Annotated in this window: 22 protein-coding genes, 1 tRNA gene and 1 pseudogene; 18 read left to right on the top strand and 6 right to left on the bottom strand. The window is 40.0% G+C overall.

The features are described from left to right. Positions 1-51: 51 nt before the first annotated feature. On the top strand, positions 52-1,125 hold the full coding sequence (locus tag ACYIA1_RS11735) for an alcohol dehydrogenase (protein ID WP_480335355.1): 1,074 nt from the start codon (positions 52-54) through the stop codon (positions 1,123-1,125). On the opposite strand, the gene ACYIA1_RS11730 is transcribed toward ACYIA1_RS11735, so the two are convergent. Beyond that, positions 1,091-1,987, bottom strand: a complete 897-nt coding sequence (locus tag ACYIA1_RS11730) for a HEPN domain-containing protein (protein WP_008773635.1) — start codon at positions 1,985-1,987, stop codon at positions 1,091-1,093. The genes ACYIA1_RS11735 and ACYIA1_RS11730 overlap by 35 nt on opposite strands. Positions 1,988-2,530: 543 nt before the next feature. Here ACYIA1_RS11730 and ACYIA1_RS11725 point away from each other — a divergent pair. Together ACYIA1_RS11725 and ACYIA1_RS11720 are read left to right on the top strand one after the other, a co-directional pair. Continuing rightward, positions 2,531-2,971 (top strand): DUF6078 family protein, encoded by a 441-nt coding sequence (locus ACYIA1_RS11725; RefSeq protein ID WP_480335353.1) that lies wholly within the window; start codon positions 2,531-2,533, stop codon positions 2,969-2,971. A 117-nt stretch (positions 2,972-3,088) separates the two neighbouring features. After that, on the top strand, positions 3,089-5,164 hold the full coding sequence (locus tag ACYIA1_RS11720) for a BT4734/BF3469 family protein (protein WP_480335351.1): 2,076 nt from the start codon (positions 3,089-3,091) through the stop codon (positions 5,162-5,164). 186 nt (positions 5,165-5,350) lie between these two features. On the opposite strand, the gene ACYIA1_RS11715 is transcribed toward ACYIA1_RS11720, so the two are convergent. Next, a complete protein-coding gene (locus ACYIA1_RS11715) occupies positions 5,351-5,959 on the bottom strand; it encodes a type 1 glutamine amidotransferase family protein (RefSeq protein ID WP_122370020.1) in 609 nt (202 codons plus the stop codon). A gap of 317 nt (positions 5,960-6,276) precedes the next feature. On the opposite strand from ACYIA1_RS11715, the gene ACYIA1_RS11710 reads away from it, so the two are divergent. From ACYIA1_RS11710 to ACYIA1_RS11695, 4 genes and pseudogenes are all read left to right on the top strand, one after another. Then, complete coding sequence (locus ACYIA1_RS11710; RefSeq protein WP_317190768.1) at positions 6,277-6,462, top strand: hypothetical protein; 186 nt, start codon at positions 6,277-6,279, stop codon at positions 6,460-6,462. 729 nt (positions 6,463-7,191) lie between these two features. Then, positions 7,192-7,770, top strand: coding sequence for a metallophosphoesterase (locus ACYIA1_RS11705; protein ID WP_011966736.1), 579 nt, complete (start codon positions 7,192-7,194; stop codon positions 7,768-7,770). A gap of 43 nt (positions 7,771-7,813) precedes the next feature. Continuing rightward, positions 7,814-8,029, top strand: a pseudogene (locus ACYIA1_RS11700) (hypothetical protein); the annotation flags it as partial. A gap of 184 nt (positions 8,030-8,213) precedes the next feature. Beyond that, on the top strand, positions 8,214-8,843 hold the full coding sequence (locus ACYIA1_RS11695; protein WP_413641114.1) for a hypothetical protein: 630 nt from the start codon (positions 8,214-8,216) through the stop codon (positions 8,841-8,843). 1,225 nt (positions 8,844-10,068) lie between these two features. On the opposite strand, the gene ACYIA1_RS11690 is transcribed toward ACYIA1_RS11695, so the two are convergent. From ACYIA1_RS11690 to ACYIA1_RS11680, 3 genes are read right to left on the bottom strand one after another with little or no spacing between them, the layout of a single operon-like run. Beyond that, complete coding sequence (locus ACYIA1_RS11690) at positions 10,069-10,836, bottom strand: metallophosphoesterase (protein ID WP_480335348.1); 768 nt, start codon at positions 10,834-10,836, stop codon at positions 10,069-10,071. Positions 10,837-10,849: 13 nt separating this feature from the next. Beyond that, positions 10,850-11,392, bottom strand: a complete 543-nt coding sequence (locus ACYIA1_RS11685) for a hypothetical protein (RefSeq protein ID WP_480335346.1) — start codon at positions 11,390-11,392, stop codon at positions 10,850-10,852. Positions 11,393-11,408: 16 nt separating this feature from the next. Beyond that, positions 11,409-11,990, bottom strand: a complete 582-nt coding sequence (locus tag ACYIA1_RS11680) for a metallophosphoesterase (RefSeq protein WP_220577188.1) — start codon at positions 11,988-11,990, stop codon at positions 11,409-11,411. Positions 11,991-12,481: 491 nt separating this feature from the next. Here ACYIA1_RS11680 and ACYIA1_RS11675 point away from each other — a divergent pair, with 491 nt between their 5' ends. From ACYIA1_RS11675 to ACYIA1_RS11645, 7 genes are all read left to right on the top strand, one after another. Next, entirely contained in the window at positions 12,482-12,688 is a 207-nt protein-coding gene (locus tag ACYIA1_RS11675; protein ID WP_480335344.1) for a helix-turn-helix transcriptional regulator, read from the top strand. A gap of 5 nt (positions 12,689-12,693) precedes the next feature. Next, positions 12,694-14,157: an RNA-binding domain-containing protein gene (locus ACYIA1_RS11670; protein ID WP_220577189.1), complete on the top strand. Its 1,464-nt coding sequence runs from the start codon at positions 12,694-12,696 to the stop codon at positions 14,155-14,157. A gap of 358 nt (positions 14,158-14,515) precedes the next feature. Continuing rightward, complete coding sequence (locus tag ACYIA1_RS11665) at positions 14,516-14,722, top strand: helix-turn-helix transcriptional regulator (RefSeq protein WP_220577190.1); 207 nt, start codon at positions 14,516-14,518, stop codon at positions 14,720-14,722. A 9-nt stretch (positions 14,723-14,731) separates the two neighbouring features. Then, on the top strand, positions 14,732-15,694 hold the full coding sequence (locus tag ACYIA1_RS11660) for a DUF4268 domain-containing protein (RefSeq protein ID WP_480335341.1): 963 nt from the start codon (positions 14,732-14,734) through the stop codon (positions 15,692-15,694). A gap of 23 nt (positions 15,695-15,717) precedes the next feature. Continuing rightward, positions 15,718-17,175 carry a hypothetical protein gene (locus tag ACYIA1_RS11655; protein WP_220577192.1) on the top strand — a complete coding sequence of 486 codons (1,458 nt, stop codon included), beginning with the start codon at positions 15,718-15,720 and terminating at the stop codon, positions 17,173-17,175. A gap of 29 nt (positions 17,176-17,204) precedes the next feature. After that, positions 17,205-17,390, top strand: a complete 186-nt coding sequence (locus ACYIA1_RS11650; RefSeq protein WP_480335339.1) for a hypothetical protein — start codon at positions 17,205-17,207, stop codon at positions 17,388-17,390. 393 nt (positions 17,391-17,783) lie between these two features. Beyond that, the gene (locus ACYIA1_RS11645; RefSeq protein ID WP_121735230.1) at positions 17,784-17,990 is read left to right on the top strand and encodes a hypothetical protein; all 207 of its coding nucleotides are present in this window, start codon (positions 17,784-17,786) and stop codon (positions 17,988-17,990) included. Between the two features lie 377 nt (positions 17,991-18,367). On the opposite strand, the gene ACYIA1_RS11640 is transcribed toward ACYIA1_RS11645, so the two are convergent. Next, complete coding sequence (locus ACYIA1_RS11640; RefSeq protein ID WP_128616819.1) at positions 18,368-18,895, bottom strand: hypothetical protein; 528 nt, start codon at positions 18,893-18,895, stop codon at positions 18,368-18,370. Positions 18,896-19,012: 117 nt separating this feature from the next. Between ACYIA1_RS11640 and ACYIA1_RS11635 the strand changes: the two genes are divergently transcribed. The 4 genes from ACYIA1_RS11635 to ACYIA1_RS11620 all read left to right on the top strand — a co-directional run bounded on the left by ACYIA1_RS11635 (position 19,013) and on the right by ACYIA1_RS11620 (position 19,968). After that, positions 19,013-19,219, top strand: coding sequence for a hypothetical protein (locus ACYIA1_RS11635; RefSeq protein ID WP_121735232.1), 207 nt, complete (start codon positions 19,013-19,015; stop codon positions 19,217-19,219). Positions 19,220-19,225: 6 nt separating this feature from the next. Further along, a complete protein-coding gene (locus tag ACYIA1_RS11630; protein WP_128616818.1) occupies positions 19,226-19,441 on the top strand; it encodes a DNA-directed RNA polymerase subunit beta in 216 nt (71 codons plus the stop codon). Positions 19,442-19,460: 19 nt separating this feature from the next. After that, positions 19,461-19,853, top strand: coding sequence for a hypothetical protein (locus ACYIA1_RS11625; RefSeq protein ID WP_128616817.1), 393 nt, complete (start codon positions 19,461-19,463; stop codon positions 19,851-19,853). 34 nt (positions 19,854-19,887) lie between these two features. Continuing rightward, a tRNA-OTHER gene (locus ACYIA1_RS11620) sits at positions 19,888-19,968 on the top strand. The last annotated feature ends 6 nt before the right edge of the window (positions 19,969-19,974 follow it).

The raw sequence follows: 19,974 nt of genomic DNA, 5'->3' as shown, positions 1-19,974 counted from the left end.
GCGATACGATCCTTATCTTTGTAAGGCGATTAACAAAAAGAAGGAAGTATCATGCTTGCGTACACTTATATTGAACAAGGGAAATTTGAATTGCGGGAGAAACCGATACCGGAAATAAAGGATTCACGGGACGCTATCGTACGAGTGACTTTGGGTAGCATTTGTTCTAGCGATCTTCATATTAAACACGGTAGCGTACCACGTGCGGTATCCGGAATAACCGTTGGGCATGAGATGGTTGGTGTGGTGGAAAAGGTGGGTGCCGATGTTACTGCAGTCAAGCCGGGTGACAGGGTGACCGTGAATGTCGAGACCTTTTGCGGAGAGTGTTTCTTCTGCCGGCGTGGATATGTCAATAATTGTACCGATCCCAATGGCGGTTGGGCGTTGGGCTGTCGTATCGATGGGGGGCAGGCGGAGTATGTCCGGGTTCCTTATGCGGATCGAGGCTTGAATCATATCCCAGATACGGTCAGTGATGAGCAGGCTTTGCTGGTCGGTGATGTGTTAGCGACAGGTTTTTGGGCCTCTCGTATCTCGGAGATTACAGAGGATGATACGGTTCTTATCATTGGCGCCGGTCCTACGGGGATCTGTACTTTGTTGTGCGTGTTGTTGAAGAAGCCACGACGTATTATTGTTTGCGAGAAGTCTCCGGAAAGGGCCCGGTTCGTTCGCCAGCGTTATCCGGAAGTCTTGGTGACAGATCCCGAAAACTGTAAGGAATTTGTTCTTCGTAACAGCGATCATGGCGGTGCGGATGTCGTATTGGAGGTCGCGGGGAGTGAGGATACCTTCCGCTTGGCATGGGATTGTGCCCGTCCGAACGCCATTGTCACCATCGTAGCCCTCTATGATAAACCTCAGCTTCTTCCTTTGCCAGACATGTATGGCAAGAACTTGACTTTCAAGACTGGTGGGGTGGATGGCTGCGATTGCGCCGAGATTCTTAACCTAATAGAAGAAGGTAAGATAGACACGACGCCTCTTATTACCCATAAGTTTCCATTGAACGAGATTGAGGAGGCTTACCGTATCTTCGAAAACAGGTTGGATGGGGTTATAAAGGTAGCGATTGAGGGGAATCTCATCAAACCTGTCTTTGTTTTGCCGCATACACCTTGATTCTCTCCTCGCAACATTGTCGCGTGATATCCCGGAGCCGTTCTACTTTGGGTATAAGCGCCTCGATATCTTCTTTAGTGACGCGGAAGTGTAAATTATAACGAGCTTGAACGTATGCGTCCTGCAGCAAGTCGAAAAGTCGTTTCTCCTCTTCCGTATCCCGGGGAAAGGCTTCGGATGATTCTAGGGAATGCGTTTTGGCTCTGCCGGATAACGTTATTAGGCTATGCTCTTTGGGGCTATACAATGTAAAAGTCAAGATTATGCTGTTGTAATAATTCTCACAAGCTTGATGAAGGTGGAACGATGCTATTTTGTAATCCTGATCCTTGTATGAATATCGGGCACTACGTAAGAAACTATTCGCACGTTCAAACCTGTCGTTGTAATACTCCTCCGCCAACTCTTTTATTTCGCGATAGTTCAGTTTACGACGGCGGGCCAACTTATAACGGCCGCTGTTGTAAAGCATGATACCTTCTCGCTTGATATCGGTATAGAAATATCGGTTTTTATCGATGGCTTTATTCAAGTCGTCGATGCTTTCGTCTATAAACTGTACGGTGGTGGATACGTATCTGTTCTTCCCTTTGTAGTAATTATCGGTGGCCTTACTCAAGATGTGATTGATAATATATCTTTGGAAACGGGTACTGGTAACTACCAAAATATCATAATCGCTCATAAAACAGGTGCGGATACCGTATTCGATGCGTTGGTCGTAGTCAACGTATGTATTCCGGGCATAACTTCCGTAGAGAATGATCATCTCACAATCGGGAAGTACTTCCAGTACGCACTCTACAATTCTTCTGAGGTCATCCCGTTTCTGTTCGGGAAGGTAATTGATGGATGTTTTCATTCTTCGTTTATCTATGCAAATTGTTTGTAATCACTTTTTACTTTCAATGAACATTGTTCTGTCCCGATAGCCTTTACGATAGCTAAAAGCGGTGCGCTGAACTGTTCGGTTAGCTTGTTCGGTACTTGTTCGGTCGACTTGTTCGGTTGGCTGTTGTGGGGTATTGATGATGAATGTTACCCTCACTACCACGGATGTATGATGCGAAATCTATGTCCATATGTATCCAATCATGATTATAAACAGGCAATAAAGATATAAAATATCCTGCTATGTGATAGTGAAAAGATGAAGAAGTTGTATTGGCTCGTTCTTTTACGTATTATGAGTTTCCTGTAACATTGAATTTATAAAAACATCTACAATATCTACCACTCTATTGTGTACTCTCTGTAAATAAGAATATTACCTATAGGTTGTAGATCTCCAAACATCTACAATTATTATTCAATATCTACCACTTATTATTGATTTTCATGCAATTTTCTTTTCGTGTGAAGGAAAAAAGTGTTATATTTGAGGAATACTGAAAATCTAAAAGATATGATAGAAAAACTCGATTACGCTATGGTGCCGACAGGCTTTGTACATTGTTTTAATGAAAATTGTAAGAACGCCAACCGCTGCTCGCGGCATCAAATTGTCCGTTTTATCCCCGATACGCTTTGGGCGGTGAGCATCGTGAATCCCGCACGTACCAGTCCTACCGGAAAGTGTGCGGCTTTCATGGCGGATACCCCCGTGCAATACGCTGTCGGCATGGATCACCTATTAGACCAGATACCTTATCTGGAGGCGAAACGCATTAAGCAACGTCTGTTGATGACATACGGTAAGAATAAGTTTTATCAGTTTAAGCGCAAGGAAAGAACCTTCTCGCCCGAAGACCAACAGTATATCCGCCAGGTTTTTCGGGCGTACGGAGTAGAGGATGAACCAGTCTTTGATGCTTGGCAGAGTGGCTACCGATGGACGAAGGGATAAGAGCTGATAAGAGTTTCTCTTAGGGAAAACAAAAGTTTCTCCTAGAGGAAACTTTTGTTTTTCTATAGAAAAAACTGTAAGCATAAGTTATTCAACTTCTTAAATAATATATTAGACATGAAAATAACCAAGCAAACAGCCTATCGACATACCGTCGCACAACGGGCGATGCGTATGGAGGAGATCGTGGCATGGGTAAAGGATGAGCGGACGAGGGATAAGCTTGCGCTCTTTCGAGAGAAATTAAGGCGGGCTTATCCCGACAAACGGTATCCGTTTACCCGGAAATTACCTCAGTTGCTCTTTGCCGGAACTTTTCGAAAAGGGGAATTGAAGGAGTATAATGGCTGGATTTTGCTGGAGATCAATCGATTGAAGAGCATAGAAGAGGCTTTGTCCTTGAAACAAAAAATAGTGGAATATCCGCAGACACTGTTCGCTATGATCGGCTCTAGCGGACGGAGCGTGAAGTTCGTGGTGGCTTATACCTATCCCGACGGGTCGCTTCCCCGTTCGCGTACGGATGCTGAGGTTTTTCATGCGCACGCTTACCGACATGCGCTCAAGACGTATGAGCCTCGCCTTTCTTATCCCATCGAGCTGAAACGTCCGGTGCTGGAGATGGGCTGCCGCCTCAGTTATGATGTCGATGTGTATTACAATCCGGACGCCCTTTCCATTCATCTGGAGCAGCCTGTGGCTATGCCCGACGAAAGCGCCTACCAGGAACGGTTCGAAAAACGGGTGCCGGTACCGGTAGAGAGTGCCGGGCAGACGCTTTATGACCAATACCGTTACGTTGCCATCCAATATGAATTCGCTTTGCAGCGGGCTTTGGAGGAACATGGAAGTTTGAGCATAAAGATGGATTTCAAACCTTTGTTGGTCACTCTTGGAAGACTTTGTTTCGCGGCTGGGGTAGAAGAGGAGGATTGTGTGAAGTGGACGATGCTCTATCTGGGGAATCTGATCTCGGAAGTGGAGATTCGGGAGACCTTGAGGCAGTCGTATCGGTTAGTCTCCGATTCGGACTTTGGTTGTACGTCCCTTTACAAGCCGGAGCAACTACAGAGCTTGAAAATGGAGGAGTTTATGAACCGCCGTTACGATTTCCGGTACAATCTGATGTCTGGCGGACCGGAATATCGGGAGAAAAACACCTTCTGTTTTGACTATCGCCCCGTGACGGATCGTGTGCTGAACAGTATCGCCTTGAATGCCCAGAAAGAAGGATTGCAGCTATGGGACAGGGATGTACGGCGTTTTGTCTTTTCAGATCGCATCCCGGACTATGCACCTATCGAGGACTATTTGACCCGCTTGCCCGTGTGGGATGGCAAGGATCGCATCCGTCCGCTGGCCGCACGCATCCCTTGCGACAACGTACGGTGGGAACAGTTGTTTTACACTTGGTTCCTGTCGATGGTAGCGCACTGGCAGGGACGTGACAAACAGCATGGCAACAGCCTTTCCCCGCTCTTGGTGGGCGGGCAGGGGTGCGGGAAGTCCACGTTCTGCTTCAACCTGTTGCCACCGGACTTGAATAAGTATTACACGGACAGCATCGATTTCAGCAAGAAGCGGGATGCCGAGCTGTATCTTACCCGTTTCGGATTGATCAATATTGATGAGTTCGACCAAGTGAGCGCGAGGCATCAAGGCTTCTTGAAGCATCTGTTGCAGAAGCCGGTCGTAAATGTGCGCAAGCCTCATGCTACGCAGGTGGAATCGGTGAAACGTTACGCTTCCTTTATCGCTACGAGCAACCATACGGATTTGCTGGGCGATCCTTCCGGCAGCCGCCGTTTCATTTGTATCGAGGTGAAAGGGATGATAGACAATGCCCAGCCTATCGATTATCTCCAGCTCTATGCGCAAGCGGTTGCCGCCTTGAATAATAACGAGCGTTATTGGCTGACGCATGAGGAAGAGGTCTCGCAGATGCAAGCGAACGAGGCGTTTCAACAACGTCCTTTGTTCGAGGATCTGTTTTTTCAATATTATCGTCCCGCTTCGCACAAGGAGGAAGGTTTGAAGATCTCTGCCGGAGAGATCTACCTATCGCTGCAAAAAAAGAGCGGCGTAAAACTTCCGATGAGCAATGTCTCCGTCTTTGGTCGCTTCTTGAAAAAGATAGGGCTAATGACACAGTTGGCGAGTAGGGGACGGTTGTATTTAGTGGTTGAAAAGTAGTAAATGGTGGTAGATGTAAGTTGTTGGTGGTAGATGTTTTATTATCTACCACCATTAGATAAGTGATTTATAGCTAGGGACTTTTAAGGGTAATGGTAGATGTGGTAGATGATTTTGTATTATTTAAATTCATACACATCTTATGGGATACATCCCCGGCTTTCAGCTATAAACCGCGATAATAATTTATCCCACTTCTGGATCTTCCCAAACACCTGTTTTGTTCAATCGATAGCTTCTCTCTATTTTCTTGGAAGAGTCAGCTTCCAGCGCATATAGTATTTCACGACAGAACTCCAGAGTGGCAAATCCGTTGGCGGTTACAATGTTTCCGGCTCTGACAGCCAGTTCATCCATATAAAGATTTTCACCTGTATAATTAACCCCCGCAAATTGTTTGAGGTAATCCAATCCGTTGCTGGTATGATTTACATGGTTCAAGAAACCGTGCCTGCCAAGAAAGACGGAGGCGTTACAAATTCCGGCCACCAGCCTCTTCTTCTCTATGGCCTCTTTAACCAGAGGGACAATGGTTTCGGCTTCCGGAGTGAACCAGCTCATGCCACCTATTAATACGATTCCTGCATAATCGGCCGGAATGTCATGGATCCCATAGTCGGGCAGCACCTTGAACCCTCCGATCGATACAACCGGCTCTTTCCTGACAGATACGGTTTTAACTATATATTTGCTTTCACTTCCGGGTTCAACACCTGCATTGAGGTTTGGAGCGATATAAGCTCCTTCCCAATCGGCAAAGTCTTTTAACAAGACGAATAGAATTTCTTTTTTCATTATTTATTGTATTTATCGAAGTTATACTTCTTTCTAATCTCGTTTTGCTCGTCAGGCGAAAGAGATTTGAAATATCCTTTCCAGCCTGGGCAGAAGTTTATGTGCCAACGCCAAAAGCGTCCCATTAATGACTGAGGGCTTTTATCGTATTTTTTCCTTAGGGGGCAGTTGTTGCAGTTACTTTTTTGCATGGATGTTACAGAATGCTTGTTGTTTACAAAGGTAATGCTTTTATTGGAATTGCTTTATTTCAATCTTTGTTTATTATGATAATATACCCCATCTGATATAATTGCCAATATTTATCGTAATTTTGCATTATTCGTGAAGATGGTAGTTGTTATGAGCATCCTCATTGGTTTGAATTGGCAAAGGATAAATGGGCGCAGGTTTATAAAACTACGGGAACTCCATGTAGTTGTTGGATGTGTAGAGGGGAGGAGTACGACCGCAAAGGATATAAGCAAGAGATTTTGCGTATTATCAAAGAATCAGAATATTAGATGTTTAATGAAAAGAAAGAAAAGATGTTGAAAGGTAAAACAGTTCTTGATGGTTTGTAAGTGTTTAATAGAGCCGTACACCGTTATAGGCTCAAAAATCTTACAAACAATGAGTAGAAGTAGAAAAGTAACCTTATGAGAAAAGTTAGAAAGAATACAGCAACTAGACAGGTCATTCATATTGTCGGTGAAGGATTGACTGAATTATTCTATTTCAACCATTTGAAAAAGTTGCTTGGTTATAGGTACTCTATTTCTCCACGTCTGTTTGACAATAATAGTGTTATAAAGCTATCAAAAAGTTAGCGAATAGTTGATTGGTTCTCAAGAAAATTCAGTATTTTTGCACTTACAATTGAATAAAAACATTAAAAAAATTACAATGCTGCAGAATAGAGTGAACATATTAGTAAACACATTATGTCGAAGCACAGTATGCTTTGAGAGTATGTCGTATGTTCATACTTTAGGCATTGAGTCATTCGGTAAATTCAAAAACACTTTCCAGCGAACGTTTTATAGACAGGTAGGAGTACATTAGATGCAGGTATTCCTATTAAAAAGATAAATTGAAGCCGTTGAAAAGTCCTTACTAAATTTTTCAACGGCTTTGTTTTTGCCCATTGGTGACGTTCGCATTATGCGCTCTACTCCGTCATTTCCGTCCATGGGCATTGAAAACTTCAGTTTTATTAACCAGCGCAGTGATGTGCATAAAAAAAGAAGATTATGGATTACAAATTCAACGGAAGCGGGGTGTTCTTTACATCCGATACCCACTTCAATCATACCAATATCATCCGGTTCTGTAGCAGACCATTCAAGGATGTAGAACACATGAATGAAACACTTATTGCCAACTGGAACCGTGTGGTCGGTCCGGATAATATCGTATTTCATCTTGGCGACTTCTGTCTTGGTGGCTCTGCTGAATGGACAAAGATACTCAAAAGGTTGAATGGGAAAATCTATCTCATAGCCGGTAATCATGACATGAAGAACTTGAGGCAGAATTATACAAAATATTTCGAACTGATCACGATGCAAATGTACATCGAGGTGGATAAACAGAAGATTTATCTGAATCATTGCCCATTCCTTTGCTATAGCGGCTCATACGATGATACCTGGCAGCTTTTCGGCCATGTGCATACAAGCAGGAATAACACCGGAAAAGATAAGCCTCGCCTTCAAATGCTTTTCTCTACACAATATGATGTGGGAGTTGACAATAACGACTTCACTCCGGTTTCATTCGCACAGGTAAAGGCAATCATAGAGAAACAGGTTGAACTATCAAAGAAATGAGAATACAATACATGAGTGATCTGCACCTATGCCCACTTTTTAGGTAGTTGCACCTTGCCACAAAGATTCGGTGCTGAACAGTGCCTTTGCGAGTGACGATGGAGACTTGGTAAGCAACAACCGGATTGATGTCTGGATATACGGTCATTCACATACGAATATTGATGCAGAGATTGGTGGAACCAAAGTATTATCCAATCAGATGGGATATGTTTTCCAGAACGAGCATCTTATGAATGGGTTTGATTCGGGAAAGTATGAAAATAAAGAAGATTTTTTTCGGGATTGGCATTCATTCAACCCGATGGAAACACGCTGGTTTCATGTCGCTTCTTCCATATACATGGAGGGAAGGGCAATCCGGTTTACAGACCGGAAATATACCCGTTTCGTTGTTTCAAATTATTCTTCGTATGTATCGGATAATAATGAATACTATAACGATGAATGGCGCAGGGAAACTATTACCCGTATTTTTGCCTATCTGCGCAGACTGGTGGATGCCATTATTAGTGTATGAGTCGTTCTACAGAAATTTGCCTGTCAGTAAATACAACCAGACTGAACAGACTTATGGCCCTAATGAATTGCATGACGTAGCTTATTATAATCGGATGAAGTTTGCAAAAATTGATGAGCAGTACGATATTGATAGTCCGGATGATTTCATCTGGTTTGCCAAGGATCATTATGGAGAACTGGGGCTTTCCCGCCTGAATATCTTTGCATCAGATACAGAACGGTCAGGATGGGTGATTGTCGTTTCCAACAGTTATTCTGCGAATGCCGGTCTCGCCATTGAAGTTGCCACAGCTCTGTATAAGTCCGGTGTTCCATTAATAATCCACGATGCCGACAAGCTTCTGAAGATTCTTGAGGAAGAAGATTATGTCAGGTTGGTTCCTTATTCATACCATAACTATATGGGCTATCAGGAGGAAGGCTCCGTTTATGAGCTACCGTGGGAATACGAATGTAGTGAAGATAGCGGATCATCTCTGACTGCTGAGCAATACAAAGAGATTGTCTCGTTTGCTGAATGGCAGGAAGAAGAGAGGGTGAAGGTAGACTAATGTCATATTTCATGTGTTAACGCACATCTGGCAATCCGTTTGGTTAGTCAGTAACATGCAAATTATCGGCACTGATTCGAAATAGTACCGATAATTTGCATAATTCTGATATTTCAAATATGACTTAATCAAATTCTAACTAACAGGCATTGTTCGATGTAATAGAATTCCCTACGATAGATGAAAGAATAAGAAATCTTTCTAATATGATGGATTGGATGAGATATCTTCCATCAGTTTCATTAGATGGAGATCAAGAATAGTATTCAATAACGAAATAATAAGTTGTAGAGTAATGGTGTAAGATTCTATTAGCATATCGAGGATAATTTCAATAAACTTGGAGTTCGTTGATAACAACTTCTAGAGTTGCTGAAATAATTAACGAGGATATTTTTCTAACATTCTAAACGGAATATCATTTGTAGTAACTTTAGCTATAGATATTTTGTTTATATTTAGCTGTATATCATTATTATAACATTTGTATGTATTCACAAATAAGAGATCCAAACAGCTTTATGAAATGATAATTGTCGATGCAGCATATTATGCCAATTGATTATCAATAGTTTACGGCTTAAAAGATAGACTGCTCAAAAATTTACTTGTTTTTTTGCCGAAAATCGAAGATTTAACGTTTTTAACCTTAGTTTGTCTTCAAACGAAGGGAAAAAGAGAAAAATGGCTCTCTTTTGCTCCGAAACCTCCGGTTCGCGAAGATAAGGCATATCGGTGATTATTTCGCCGAATGGGGCTGCAAAATCAGAGATGGATTCACGGATTTTGGGGTTGGTTTTTGTGGCTTTATAAGGGGAGAATCTTGCTTCGCTTTTGAGTTAGGATTTCGGATTCTTTTGCAGCCAAAAGAGAAAATCGGCAGATATGGTTCGGCTCGGCTTTGGCGAAGCCATCTCTTTTTCTCCCTCTGTTAGGTTTACTTTAATGCACGTATATATGAATACGGAGATAAAGTAAAGTTGGTTTCGGTGATTTATACTGTGATTCGCTTGAAAAAATGTCGTGTAATGGGGATGATTCGTTGGAAAAAGTGTAACGAATTCGGTTTATTCGCTTGAAAAAGTGTAGAACTGCTGTATTATACTTGTATTCAACAGAAAAACATTAAGCCACAATATATCATATAATATATGAACACGTGCTTTTTTGTTCACTATATGATATATTGAGGCTTTAAAGTGTATTACCGGCGAACCTATGCCTTTCACAAGACAAGGCACTTGCCCGGATCAAAACCATTGGCGATATGCTCATTTTGAAAAACATATCCCATTTGATTGCAAACGATCTTTGTTCCGTTTATCTCAGCATCAATGTTGGTATGTGAATGCCCATAAATCCATGCGTCAATGCGACTGTCGGCAATAAGCCCACTCAGTTCAGTTGCAAATGCACTATTCAGCACTGAACCTTTATGGTGAGGGGCGACGACCTCCAATGTGGGAAGATGATGTGTTACTACCACAATGTGCTTTGCGGTGCTTTCAGTTAGACTATGCTTGATGAAATCCAAGCAGAATTCATGCATCTGATTAAACTCCTCAGTTTGGAGTAATTTGCCATTATACATTATTTGCCGAAAGTCGTTCATGCCTTTCCATATAAAATACTCGTCAGAAGGAGAAATCTGAGACCACAAAGTGCTCATGATAAAATCAGTATCATCAATCTTTACTACTTGATTCTGGTAATATCCTACATTTTTCTTGAACATCCAATTCCATTGCAGTTCCTTATCCATCACATCACAATAATTGTAATACTCATGGTTTCCGGGCACAAGGAGCACTTGCCGATAATTTACAGATGCCCATTTCCAAAAATTGCTCAAAGGTGCAATCTTGTTTTTCAAATAGAATATATCTCCGGCAAGAACCAAAACATCGCCAGTTACAGGTAATTCATTATGTTTCATCCACCTGCTGTTATCGCTGAATTCCAAATGCAGGTCGCTCATATATTGTATCTTCATAATCTTTTGTTTATTAATATTTTGTATAAATCAGTTCATAATTCTTTGAATTTGATTCATCGACAATAATACCCTCCAAGAAAGAAAATTTATTATACAGGAATTGGTAGTGTTCAAGTTCTTCTTCCTCAAAGTTTATGTTCTCATAGCAGTTGTCTATCTCCTTGTTGATTTTATCGTACAAATCGACGGTTGTTTTGGCTATTCGTACTTCCAACTTGGCAATATCTTCTTTATTCTTTGCAATAGCCTTTTTACAATGTTCGATTTCTTCTTTGTAAAAGCATAAAACCTCCTCAAGAAGGACGTTTGTCAGCACACTTGGAGATGGACTACATGGAAGCACAGTCAATTCACGACTTGGGGTAGTAGTAAGATAAAACAATTTACACCCCAAAGACTTTGCAACCTGTTTGTTATATTCATCTATTTCGCGAATGACTTTCATTAAGTCTTCTTTAGATAGACTTTGGCATTCTTCATGAGACGGATGCTCTTTCTTTTTCAACAAAGGCATGTCTTTGTGCCTTAAATAGACCGTTGTATATTCACTCATAAATAAACCTCCTTTTTTATTGCTTATGAAATTGCTCTACTTGTTTTTCAATCATCCTTTTTACCTGTTCAAATGATATGGGGGTAAAGTTATTGTTATCAACCCCTACATCGTATTGCGTCGGATAGAGATACTGAAGCCGGGCAGCGTCAATTCCAGTGTTATTCTTCCTTGTATGTACGTGTCCGAAAAGTTGCCACACATCTTTATATCCGCCATCAAAACATAGAAAAGGATAATGGTTCAAATATATCCTTTGTTTACCGACCTCTATGTGCATCTGCATTGCCACATGTTCAAATCTGTCAATGTAGCCTTGACGTATATTCTTCAAATCATGGTTGCCCATAATCAGATATATCTTTCCGTTCAACCTGTCAAGGATTTTAGTCCATTCGGCTGAACCGCCAAGACAGAAATCGCCCAGATGAAAGACAATGTCATCCTGCCCGACTGTATTGTTCCAATTGGAGATTATGGTCTCATTCATCATTTCCACATCCTTAAACGGCCTGTTGCAGAAACGAATGATATTCCCATGATAAAAATGGGTATCAGATGTAAAGAACACCTTGCTGCCATCAAATTTATAGCTCATTTCTTCTCAATTTATGTGCATCACTGCACGTTAATAATCTGGTTACCAACAGCCCATCAGACGGAAATGGCAGAAGAGCATCATAAAGGCGACTGTCACAAATGGGCATACAAACAAAATAGTTGGAAAGTTTGGAAAGGACTCTCCAACTATTCAGTTTCTATTCTCTCAAAGTACAATAATGTACTCGTTATGTTCGTTGGAAAGTATTAACTCTACGAGGTTCAATGCGTGAAACATGAACACTAGACACAGAATCAGTGCGTTTGTTGCTCTGAATTGCGGTTGTTGTTAATATATTCATTCTGTTTCTTTGCATTGTTAATGTTTATATCGTTTCAAAAACGGTGCAAAATTAGCAAATAAATCCCAATCTCACATCACTTTACATTAATTTCTTTTGCCAAAAGACTTTTATTTCTTCGATTATGCTCGCGAACCAAATAAAATATATAACTTTGCATTTGACGCAATTTATAATTGAATACAATATGGCGAGTTTGAACTGTATAAAGGCAGTATTAGCTGAGAAGGGCATTATGAGTAAATGGCTTGCTAAAACTTTGCAGAAAGATCCGGCAACGGTGTCAAAGTGGTGCAACAATCATTCGCAGCCTGATTTATACACATTGGCACGGATAGCAGAAGTGCTGGATGTGGATATTCACAGATTGATTTGCCATACAAAAGAAGAATAGAGGATATGAAATATACAATTGAAGAAATACGGCATATGCAGGAAGGTCAGACTTTTGACTGTAAAAGTATCCTCATTGATCCTAAACACCTTGCCACTATCATGGTAGCTATGGCGAATGCAGATGGTGGAATGATTGCTGTGGGTATATCCGACAAGACTCGCAGAGTAGAGGGTGTTGACCAAGACAAGGAACATCTCAATGATATATTGCGCACACCTTTGGATTTTTGTGTTCCTTCAGTTTCTGTCACTACAGAATACATACCATGTACAGATGCAGAAGGACGTAATAATCGTGTATTGTTGATGCACATTCCTGCAAGTCCGCGACTTCATGCGAATCAAGCGGATGAAGTGTTTTGGCGTGTAGGAGACAAATCACGCAAATTGACTTTTGATGAGCGTTTGCAACTCATGTACGACAAAGGAGAACGCTATTACGAGGATTCCACAGCATACGATGCCACACTTGATGACATAGATATGGATGCAGTCAAAGCCTACATGAAACGGATTGGCTATGGCAAGTCTGCAATGGAGTATCTGCAAGAGAACAAAGGTTTTGTGACCTATAAAGGCGATGTACCGCAAGTCAGTGCTGCTTGTATATTGCTTTTTGGCAAGCATCCTCAGACATTCTTTCCTCGTGCGAGAGTGCGTTTTATCAAGTATTTCGGTACGGAGGAAAAGGTGGGGCGTGAAATGAATGTCATCAAAGATGTTACTTTTGATGGTCGTATTCTTGAACAGATACAGAAAACGGTAGAATATCTTGAAACGCAGGTAAAAGAGCATTCCTATCTTGGAGAGAACGGTATCTTCAAAACAGACCGTGAATATCCAAAGTTTGTGATACAAGAGATGGTCGTAAACTCTGTTTGCCATCGAGATTACAGTATTAAGGGCACGGAAATTCAGATAAAGATGTTCGATGACCGCCTTGTGTTCGAAACACCGGGCAAGTTGCCGGGTATTGTCCGCACTGACAACATTCGTCATACCCATTTCTCTCGCAATCCGAAAATAGCGGAATACCTCAAAGCATACGACTATGTAAAAGAGTTCGGTGAGGGTGTAGACCGTATGTGCCGAGAGTTGTCTGCATTGGGTGTCAAAGAGCCGCAATACAACTTAGTTGCCTTTATCATGAAAGCAACAGTATGTGCTAATATTTTGGAAGAAGTACAAGAAGCTAACCATTCCGACCAGACGCGACCAGAAGCCGACCACTTAGGGCATAACAAGGGCATAACAGGGGCACAACAGGGGCATAACAAGATACTTTCTCTTATTGCAGAAAACCCACAAATCAGTATTTCTGCATTGGCGAAACAATGCGAGGTCTCGGAGAAAGCAATGAGGATAACACTGGAACGTTTGAAAGCAGAGAATATTATTAAACGAGTTGGCCCAAGTTATGGGGGGCACTGGGAAATCCTTTTATCAACCTCTAAGGAAACAAAATAATACGAATTATGGCCAAGAAATCGACAAATAAGAAAGATGGCAACACGATTGGAGATTTCCAAGAGAGAGATGGATCTGTTTGCCGGAGTGTTGGATGAACGATATAAGTTGAAATAACTGTTTCTGTGTGCCAAATTACCAAATAAAAACACGCCAAATTTCCAAGTGATATGAGGCATAAGGTTGATTTGCATGTAATTGAGCAATAAGATGCGATTGATGTTGTATATTATGCTGCACAAACATTATGTTCGTACAACATAATATTTTTGAAGTGCATATCTGAGAAAACTTACCTTGCTTTTTGATAGTATTATAAAAATCAATATATTCGCATTGGACTATAAATACTTGCGATATGAAGCAACTTAATAGGATTAAAATAGTACTAGTAGAGCAACATAAAACAGCAAAGTGGTTGTCGGAGCAGATTGGTAAAAATGCTTGTTCTGTGTCTCGTTGGTGTACAAACACCTCACAGCCAGACCTTGAAACATTGTTTCGTATTGCGGAACTTTTGAATGTTAATGTGAGAGATTTGATTTATTCTAAAAAAACAGATTAAAACTAATGTATGACAACACCTATAACTCTATCTAAAATTACAAAAGTTGATTTGCGCGATTGTTGGCGGAGTGAGGCTACCGATTTTACTCCTTGGCTTGCAACTGAAGAAAATATAGCTATCCTTGCAGATGCTTTAGGAATGAATGAACTTGAAGTGAAAGCTCAAGAAGAACACGTAGGCCCTTTTCGCGCTGACATTCTCTGTGTTGACTCAGGAACAGATAAGTTGGTTCTGATTGAGAATCAACTTGAGAAAACTGATCATAATCATCTCGGACAGATATTAACATATGCTGCTGGTTTAGATGCTGTTACTATCATATGGATTGCAGAGCGTTTTACGGAAGAACATCGTGCAGCAATAGATTGGCTTAATCGCATCACGGATAAAGATTTCAATTTTTTTGGAGTCGAAATTGAACTTATAAAAATAGGGAATAGTCCTGCTGCTCCGATATTTAATGTAATAGCAAAACCAAACGGATGGTCTAAAGATGTACGTATGTCTTCTAACCAATCATCGAATGAAAATAGGACAGAGGCTGAAATATTTAGATATGATTTTTGGTCTGCTTTCTGCAATTATATGAATGATCATCCATCTAAAAAATTTCGTACACAATCTCCGTCATATAGTCATTGGATGAATATAGCCATTGGGCGTTCTAATTTCCAAATATGTTTATTGTTGAATTCAAGAGAGCAAAAACTAACTGTACAATTATACATTGGGAATGATCTTGAAAAGAAGAATTTTGACATGCTTTTGAAATATAAAGAGGAAGCTGAAACTTCAATAGGACAATCATTAGATTGGAGAAGGCTTGACGGAAAGAAAACATCAACAATTGATTTGTATAAAATTTGTGATTTAACTAAAAAGTCATCGCAGCAAGAGTTGTTTGCTTGGTTAAAAGATTATACTGAAAAGTTTATAGTGTTCTTTAAGCCAATTATTAAAGCTTTGTAATCTAATTATTAAATGTTGCAATTATGGTGTATTTCTCGGATATTTTTAATGTAGATGAATCTATCATAGAAGAGTATGGTGCAATGAATATTTCATTGCTTAATGATATACCTCTTTTTATAGATCCATTTCTGCTTTATGCAAGTGAAAAGCAAGAGTATAAATTATTGCATGAAAAAATACTTGATTATCTTGCTTTCTTAAGAGATAAAGCGAGTGGAGAAATTTCTTTGGAAAAAATTAAAAGATGGTATACATTTCCTGAAGTTAAACAAAATTGGCTTGGATATAGCGAAACAGGCAATGGAGGCTTGGGGCTGGGAAAAGATTTTGGGGAATCAATGTCAAGAGTTATTCAACGTGTTTTTCCGAATCTAAGAGAAGAAAAGATAACAGAAACATCTCATTTGGAAAAATTGTCCTTGTTTAGAGTTGGAGTAGGACGAGATAATATAAGTGATTTTACTTGTAACTTAATAAAACAATATCTACTTGAATATACGCAAACTTTTGCACAAAAGTACTTGACTTCAGACCAATGCAAGAAGGTTGCTGTTTCAAAAGTATATTTTGACTATGGTTATGAGACTTGGATGTCTCATAGTTATGTGTTGCCATATTTTAATAATGATTATGTTATTCTGACTCCCAAAGATATTCTTACAAAAGATGAAACATGGATTAATGCAAGTGAAATGAGACATCGTCTATTGGATATTACGAGTAGTTTGCCGAATGAAACATTAAGGGATCAAATTAATGATGTTTATCTGAGACAGCTTCCAAAGAAAAAGGTTACAGAGAAAGTGAGGAATGAAGCTGCTGCAAATACGATTCTTCAATTCCCGATGTTGATGGATTATTATATCAAGATAAAAGAAGAAGAAAGGGAAGAGGCAAAAAAGAACTCTAGGGAAATCGTCTCAGCCGTAGATAAGGTTTATGTAAGAAATATTCAAACTTTGATATGTAGCTTAAATTCTAATACGTCGTTTTATACAGAAACAGCAGTGGGATCTTATGAGGCTTCAAGGAAACGTGTTGAATTTTTGAAAGATTTCATCGAGAACAAGGATGGTTATAAGCTTTTCTATCATGATGGTAAGCCTGTAAGAAAAGAAAAAGATCTTCAACTACTTTTTAAACTCACATGGTTTGCTTCAATATTTGACATAAATGCAGAAGTTAATAATGGTAGAGGTCCTGTGGATTATAAAATTTCTATGGGAAGCTCCGATAAAACGCTTGTTGAGTTTAAACTTGCAAGTAATTCTAAACTGAAACAAAATTTGGCGAATCAGGTCAAGATATACGAAATGGCAAATAATACAAATCAAAGTATGAAAGTTATTCTTTATTTCAATGAGACCGAGCATCAAAAAACATTGAATATTTTGGACGATCTTGGACTCCAGAACGATAGAAATATTATTCTTATAGATGCTTGCGATAATAAGGCCTCTGCATCCAATGTGAAATAAGATTTTGGTAAAGCTTGTCCATAAATAATATGAATCCAAATACAGAATATGAGAAATTTACTCAAGAAATATATCAGCAGCTGTTGAGTACTGATCTTGGGAATGTTAAAACTGTAGAAGTTTTGCATAATGTAAAACTTAGAGGGCGATCTGGTCAAGACCACCAAATTGACGTATTTTGGGAATATGTAAGGGGGGTAAAACGAAATGCGTAAAAACAGTATAGAGTAAAACAGGCTTGTTTTAACTGAAAAACAACAGGTTAACAATATAGTTAAAGAACTGACCAAGAAAAACGAAACGCGCAAACGGTTTAATTGAATTGAACTGCATTTTAATTTTGAATGGGGTTTGAACGGATTTCTTGAACATAAGTTTAATTGGACGGCAGATTTGGTTTAATATGGGGTCTACATGGGCGCAAATGAAGCGCACTGGGGCGTTTTGTTGGCTCGGTTGATTGTTTGTCCGCTGAAAGAATGAAGAGGCTTAAAAAGAGCCTCTTTTCTTTTGCTTTGTTGTGGATTCGATTTGTTAAATCTGTTGATAGATTATTCTATATAAGTGCTATTTGGTATATTTGCGACAAAGTAAATACTAAATGCGTTATGATAAAGGTTATCCATGTACATTTGATCTACGAGAAGAAGAACTACTATTTCGGATCGATTTCGGCCATCTTTGATGTGCTAACGGAGAAAGAGATAGGCATTACCAAAAACAGCCTTCTGCACGCTGGTATGACTGACGGGAGTTGTAAGATCACCAAACGGGCTATGATCATTCAATCGCACCTGATAAGGGCTGCTAAGTAGTTGTTTTATCAGCTTTTAATACCTGTTTGAACGGTTTTTAGATCGAATAGCGGGTTTCCTGTCGTCTTGAACGGCTGGAAATGCCGCTTTTTTCATATTGGCTGTGCACTTGGCTGTGCGTTTGCCTGTGCATTTTAAGCAGTGCAAAAACGAAACGTGCCGTTTGGCTGTGCATTTGGCTGTGCATTATCCCACATTTTTTTATGCGATTGATGTATATAAGACGCTTTTCAGACGGTTGTTTTTGTCGTTTTTGATATTATTAGTTGGGGGAAGTTGTATTTTTCAAATATTTATTCACTCCCCTATATTTTAAGTTACTTTTTTGTCTGTTAGCTATTTACCATTTTTAGGGCAAATAGTCCGCCGAATGCGTTTTAACCTACACTGGCAATGGTGGAACCATTCGCAGCCGATACAGCATCCCCCAATTCCCTTCTGAGTTGTGTAATCGTTTGTTCTAACTTTCCTATTTCTTTCGCCTGCTCTTGTATTGTAGCAAGAAGTTTATCTACTATTTCTGGATGAACCTGTTGCTTATATTCTTCAGTTTCATTATCTTTATTATTGGATGAATGAGTGATGTGCGTATGTGTTGGCTCTACCGAACGGCTTGTTTTTGACATTGTTCCGTTTCCTGTTAATAGCCATTCCGTATTAATATCTGAAAGCATGTTTGCAATTGACAGTAAAATATCACTACTTACTTCTGGATATTCATTATTTCGTTTATCCAAATTGAATACCCGATTAAGCTTTTGAGAACTTGATAGATTTATTATTTCACTAAAGCGTTTTACACTACCTTTTGCGTAATGCTCTACTAAGATTTTCACTCTTTCATTTATTGCCGGCAAAGGCTTGCTTGAAAAAATATTTTCTTTTTCTTCTCCTTTATTGCTCATAATTGAAAACATGTTTGTATATTTGCAGCGTGATCAAAATATGACCACGCCTCAAAGATAAGCAAAGGCGGTCATATAGACGAATTTTAGAAGTAAAACTTAAAAATGACAAAGGATATGAAGGACGAGATTAAGGAATGGCAAGTACAGAGCAACAGGTTAAAGGTTGCGAACCTGCTGATGTTGGACGGTGTGAGTTTTAGCTATAACAAAGAGAATGGCATTGTGTTTTCCGCTCCAGATTCTTACGTCAAGAAAATGATTCATACCCTGAGGAACTGCTACGGATGTGGCACGAAACCGATTATAAACGAATATAAATAAGAAACGATGAAGGCAAAAGTGATTATTGCGCAGGCGACGGCAGAAACAGTAGGATTTCTTCACGAACTGGTTAAGGGAATGGCCGAGAAAACGGCTATCAAGGCTTGTCCGAGTGTGGACTATCAAGCCGTGTTTTTCCCAGTAGATAAACACGATCTGTCTTTTGTAAAGCAGGTATTGGCAGATAGGAACTTTTCTTTTAAGGTGGAAAATGCTGAATAATAACAATAAATATGAAATTATGACACAAAAAGAATTTGAAGAGAGAACAGGCATCGTGTCGACACTGGAAGATTTTGAATACATCCATGAAGTGTATATGAATACCTCAATGGATAAAGACGCATTTTGCAAAGAGTTCAAGAAGCATGGAGAAAGCCAAATTATCCGAGATATCTATATACGGGTAGTGAACTGTAATGTGAAATTGAATCGACAAAAGGAAGTTACAAATGATCTTGCCGACTTCCTGATTGGTAAAGCTCATGCGTATGAAGACACTGACTTCCGCAACCAGGCGATGAAACTGGTTGGTGAGGTGGAAGTGGTCAAGCGAACGATTGAATTAGGGCTTCCACTTTGGGACGAAGACAGGAAGTGTATTCTTTCAATGATTAACGAACAAAGCAAATAGGTTTCCGGATAACTGACAGCCCGGAAAGACGGGCGGGCGATTAGTTCAGTCAGGTAGAACAGGCGAAACTTAACCATAAAGGCCATTGTCCTCGGTTCGAATCCGGGATCGCCCACGGTGA

Source organism: Parabacteroides sp. KHUB-02 (assembly GCF_056640955.1).
Note: the sequence above shows the minus strand (reverse complement) of the source record. Positions and strands in the feature narration are given on the sequence as shown.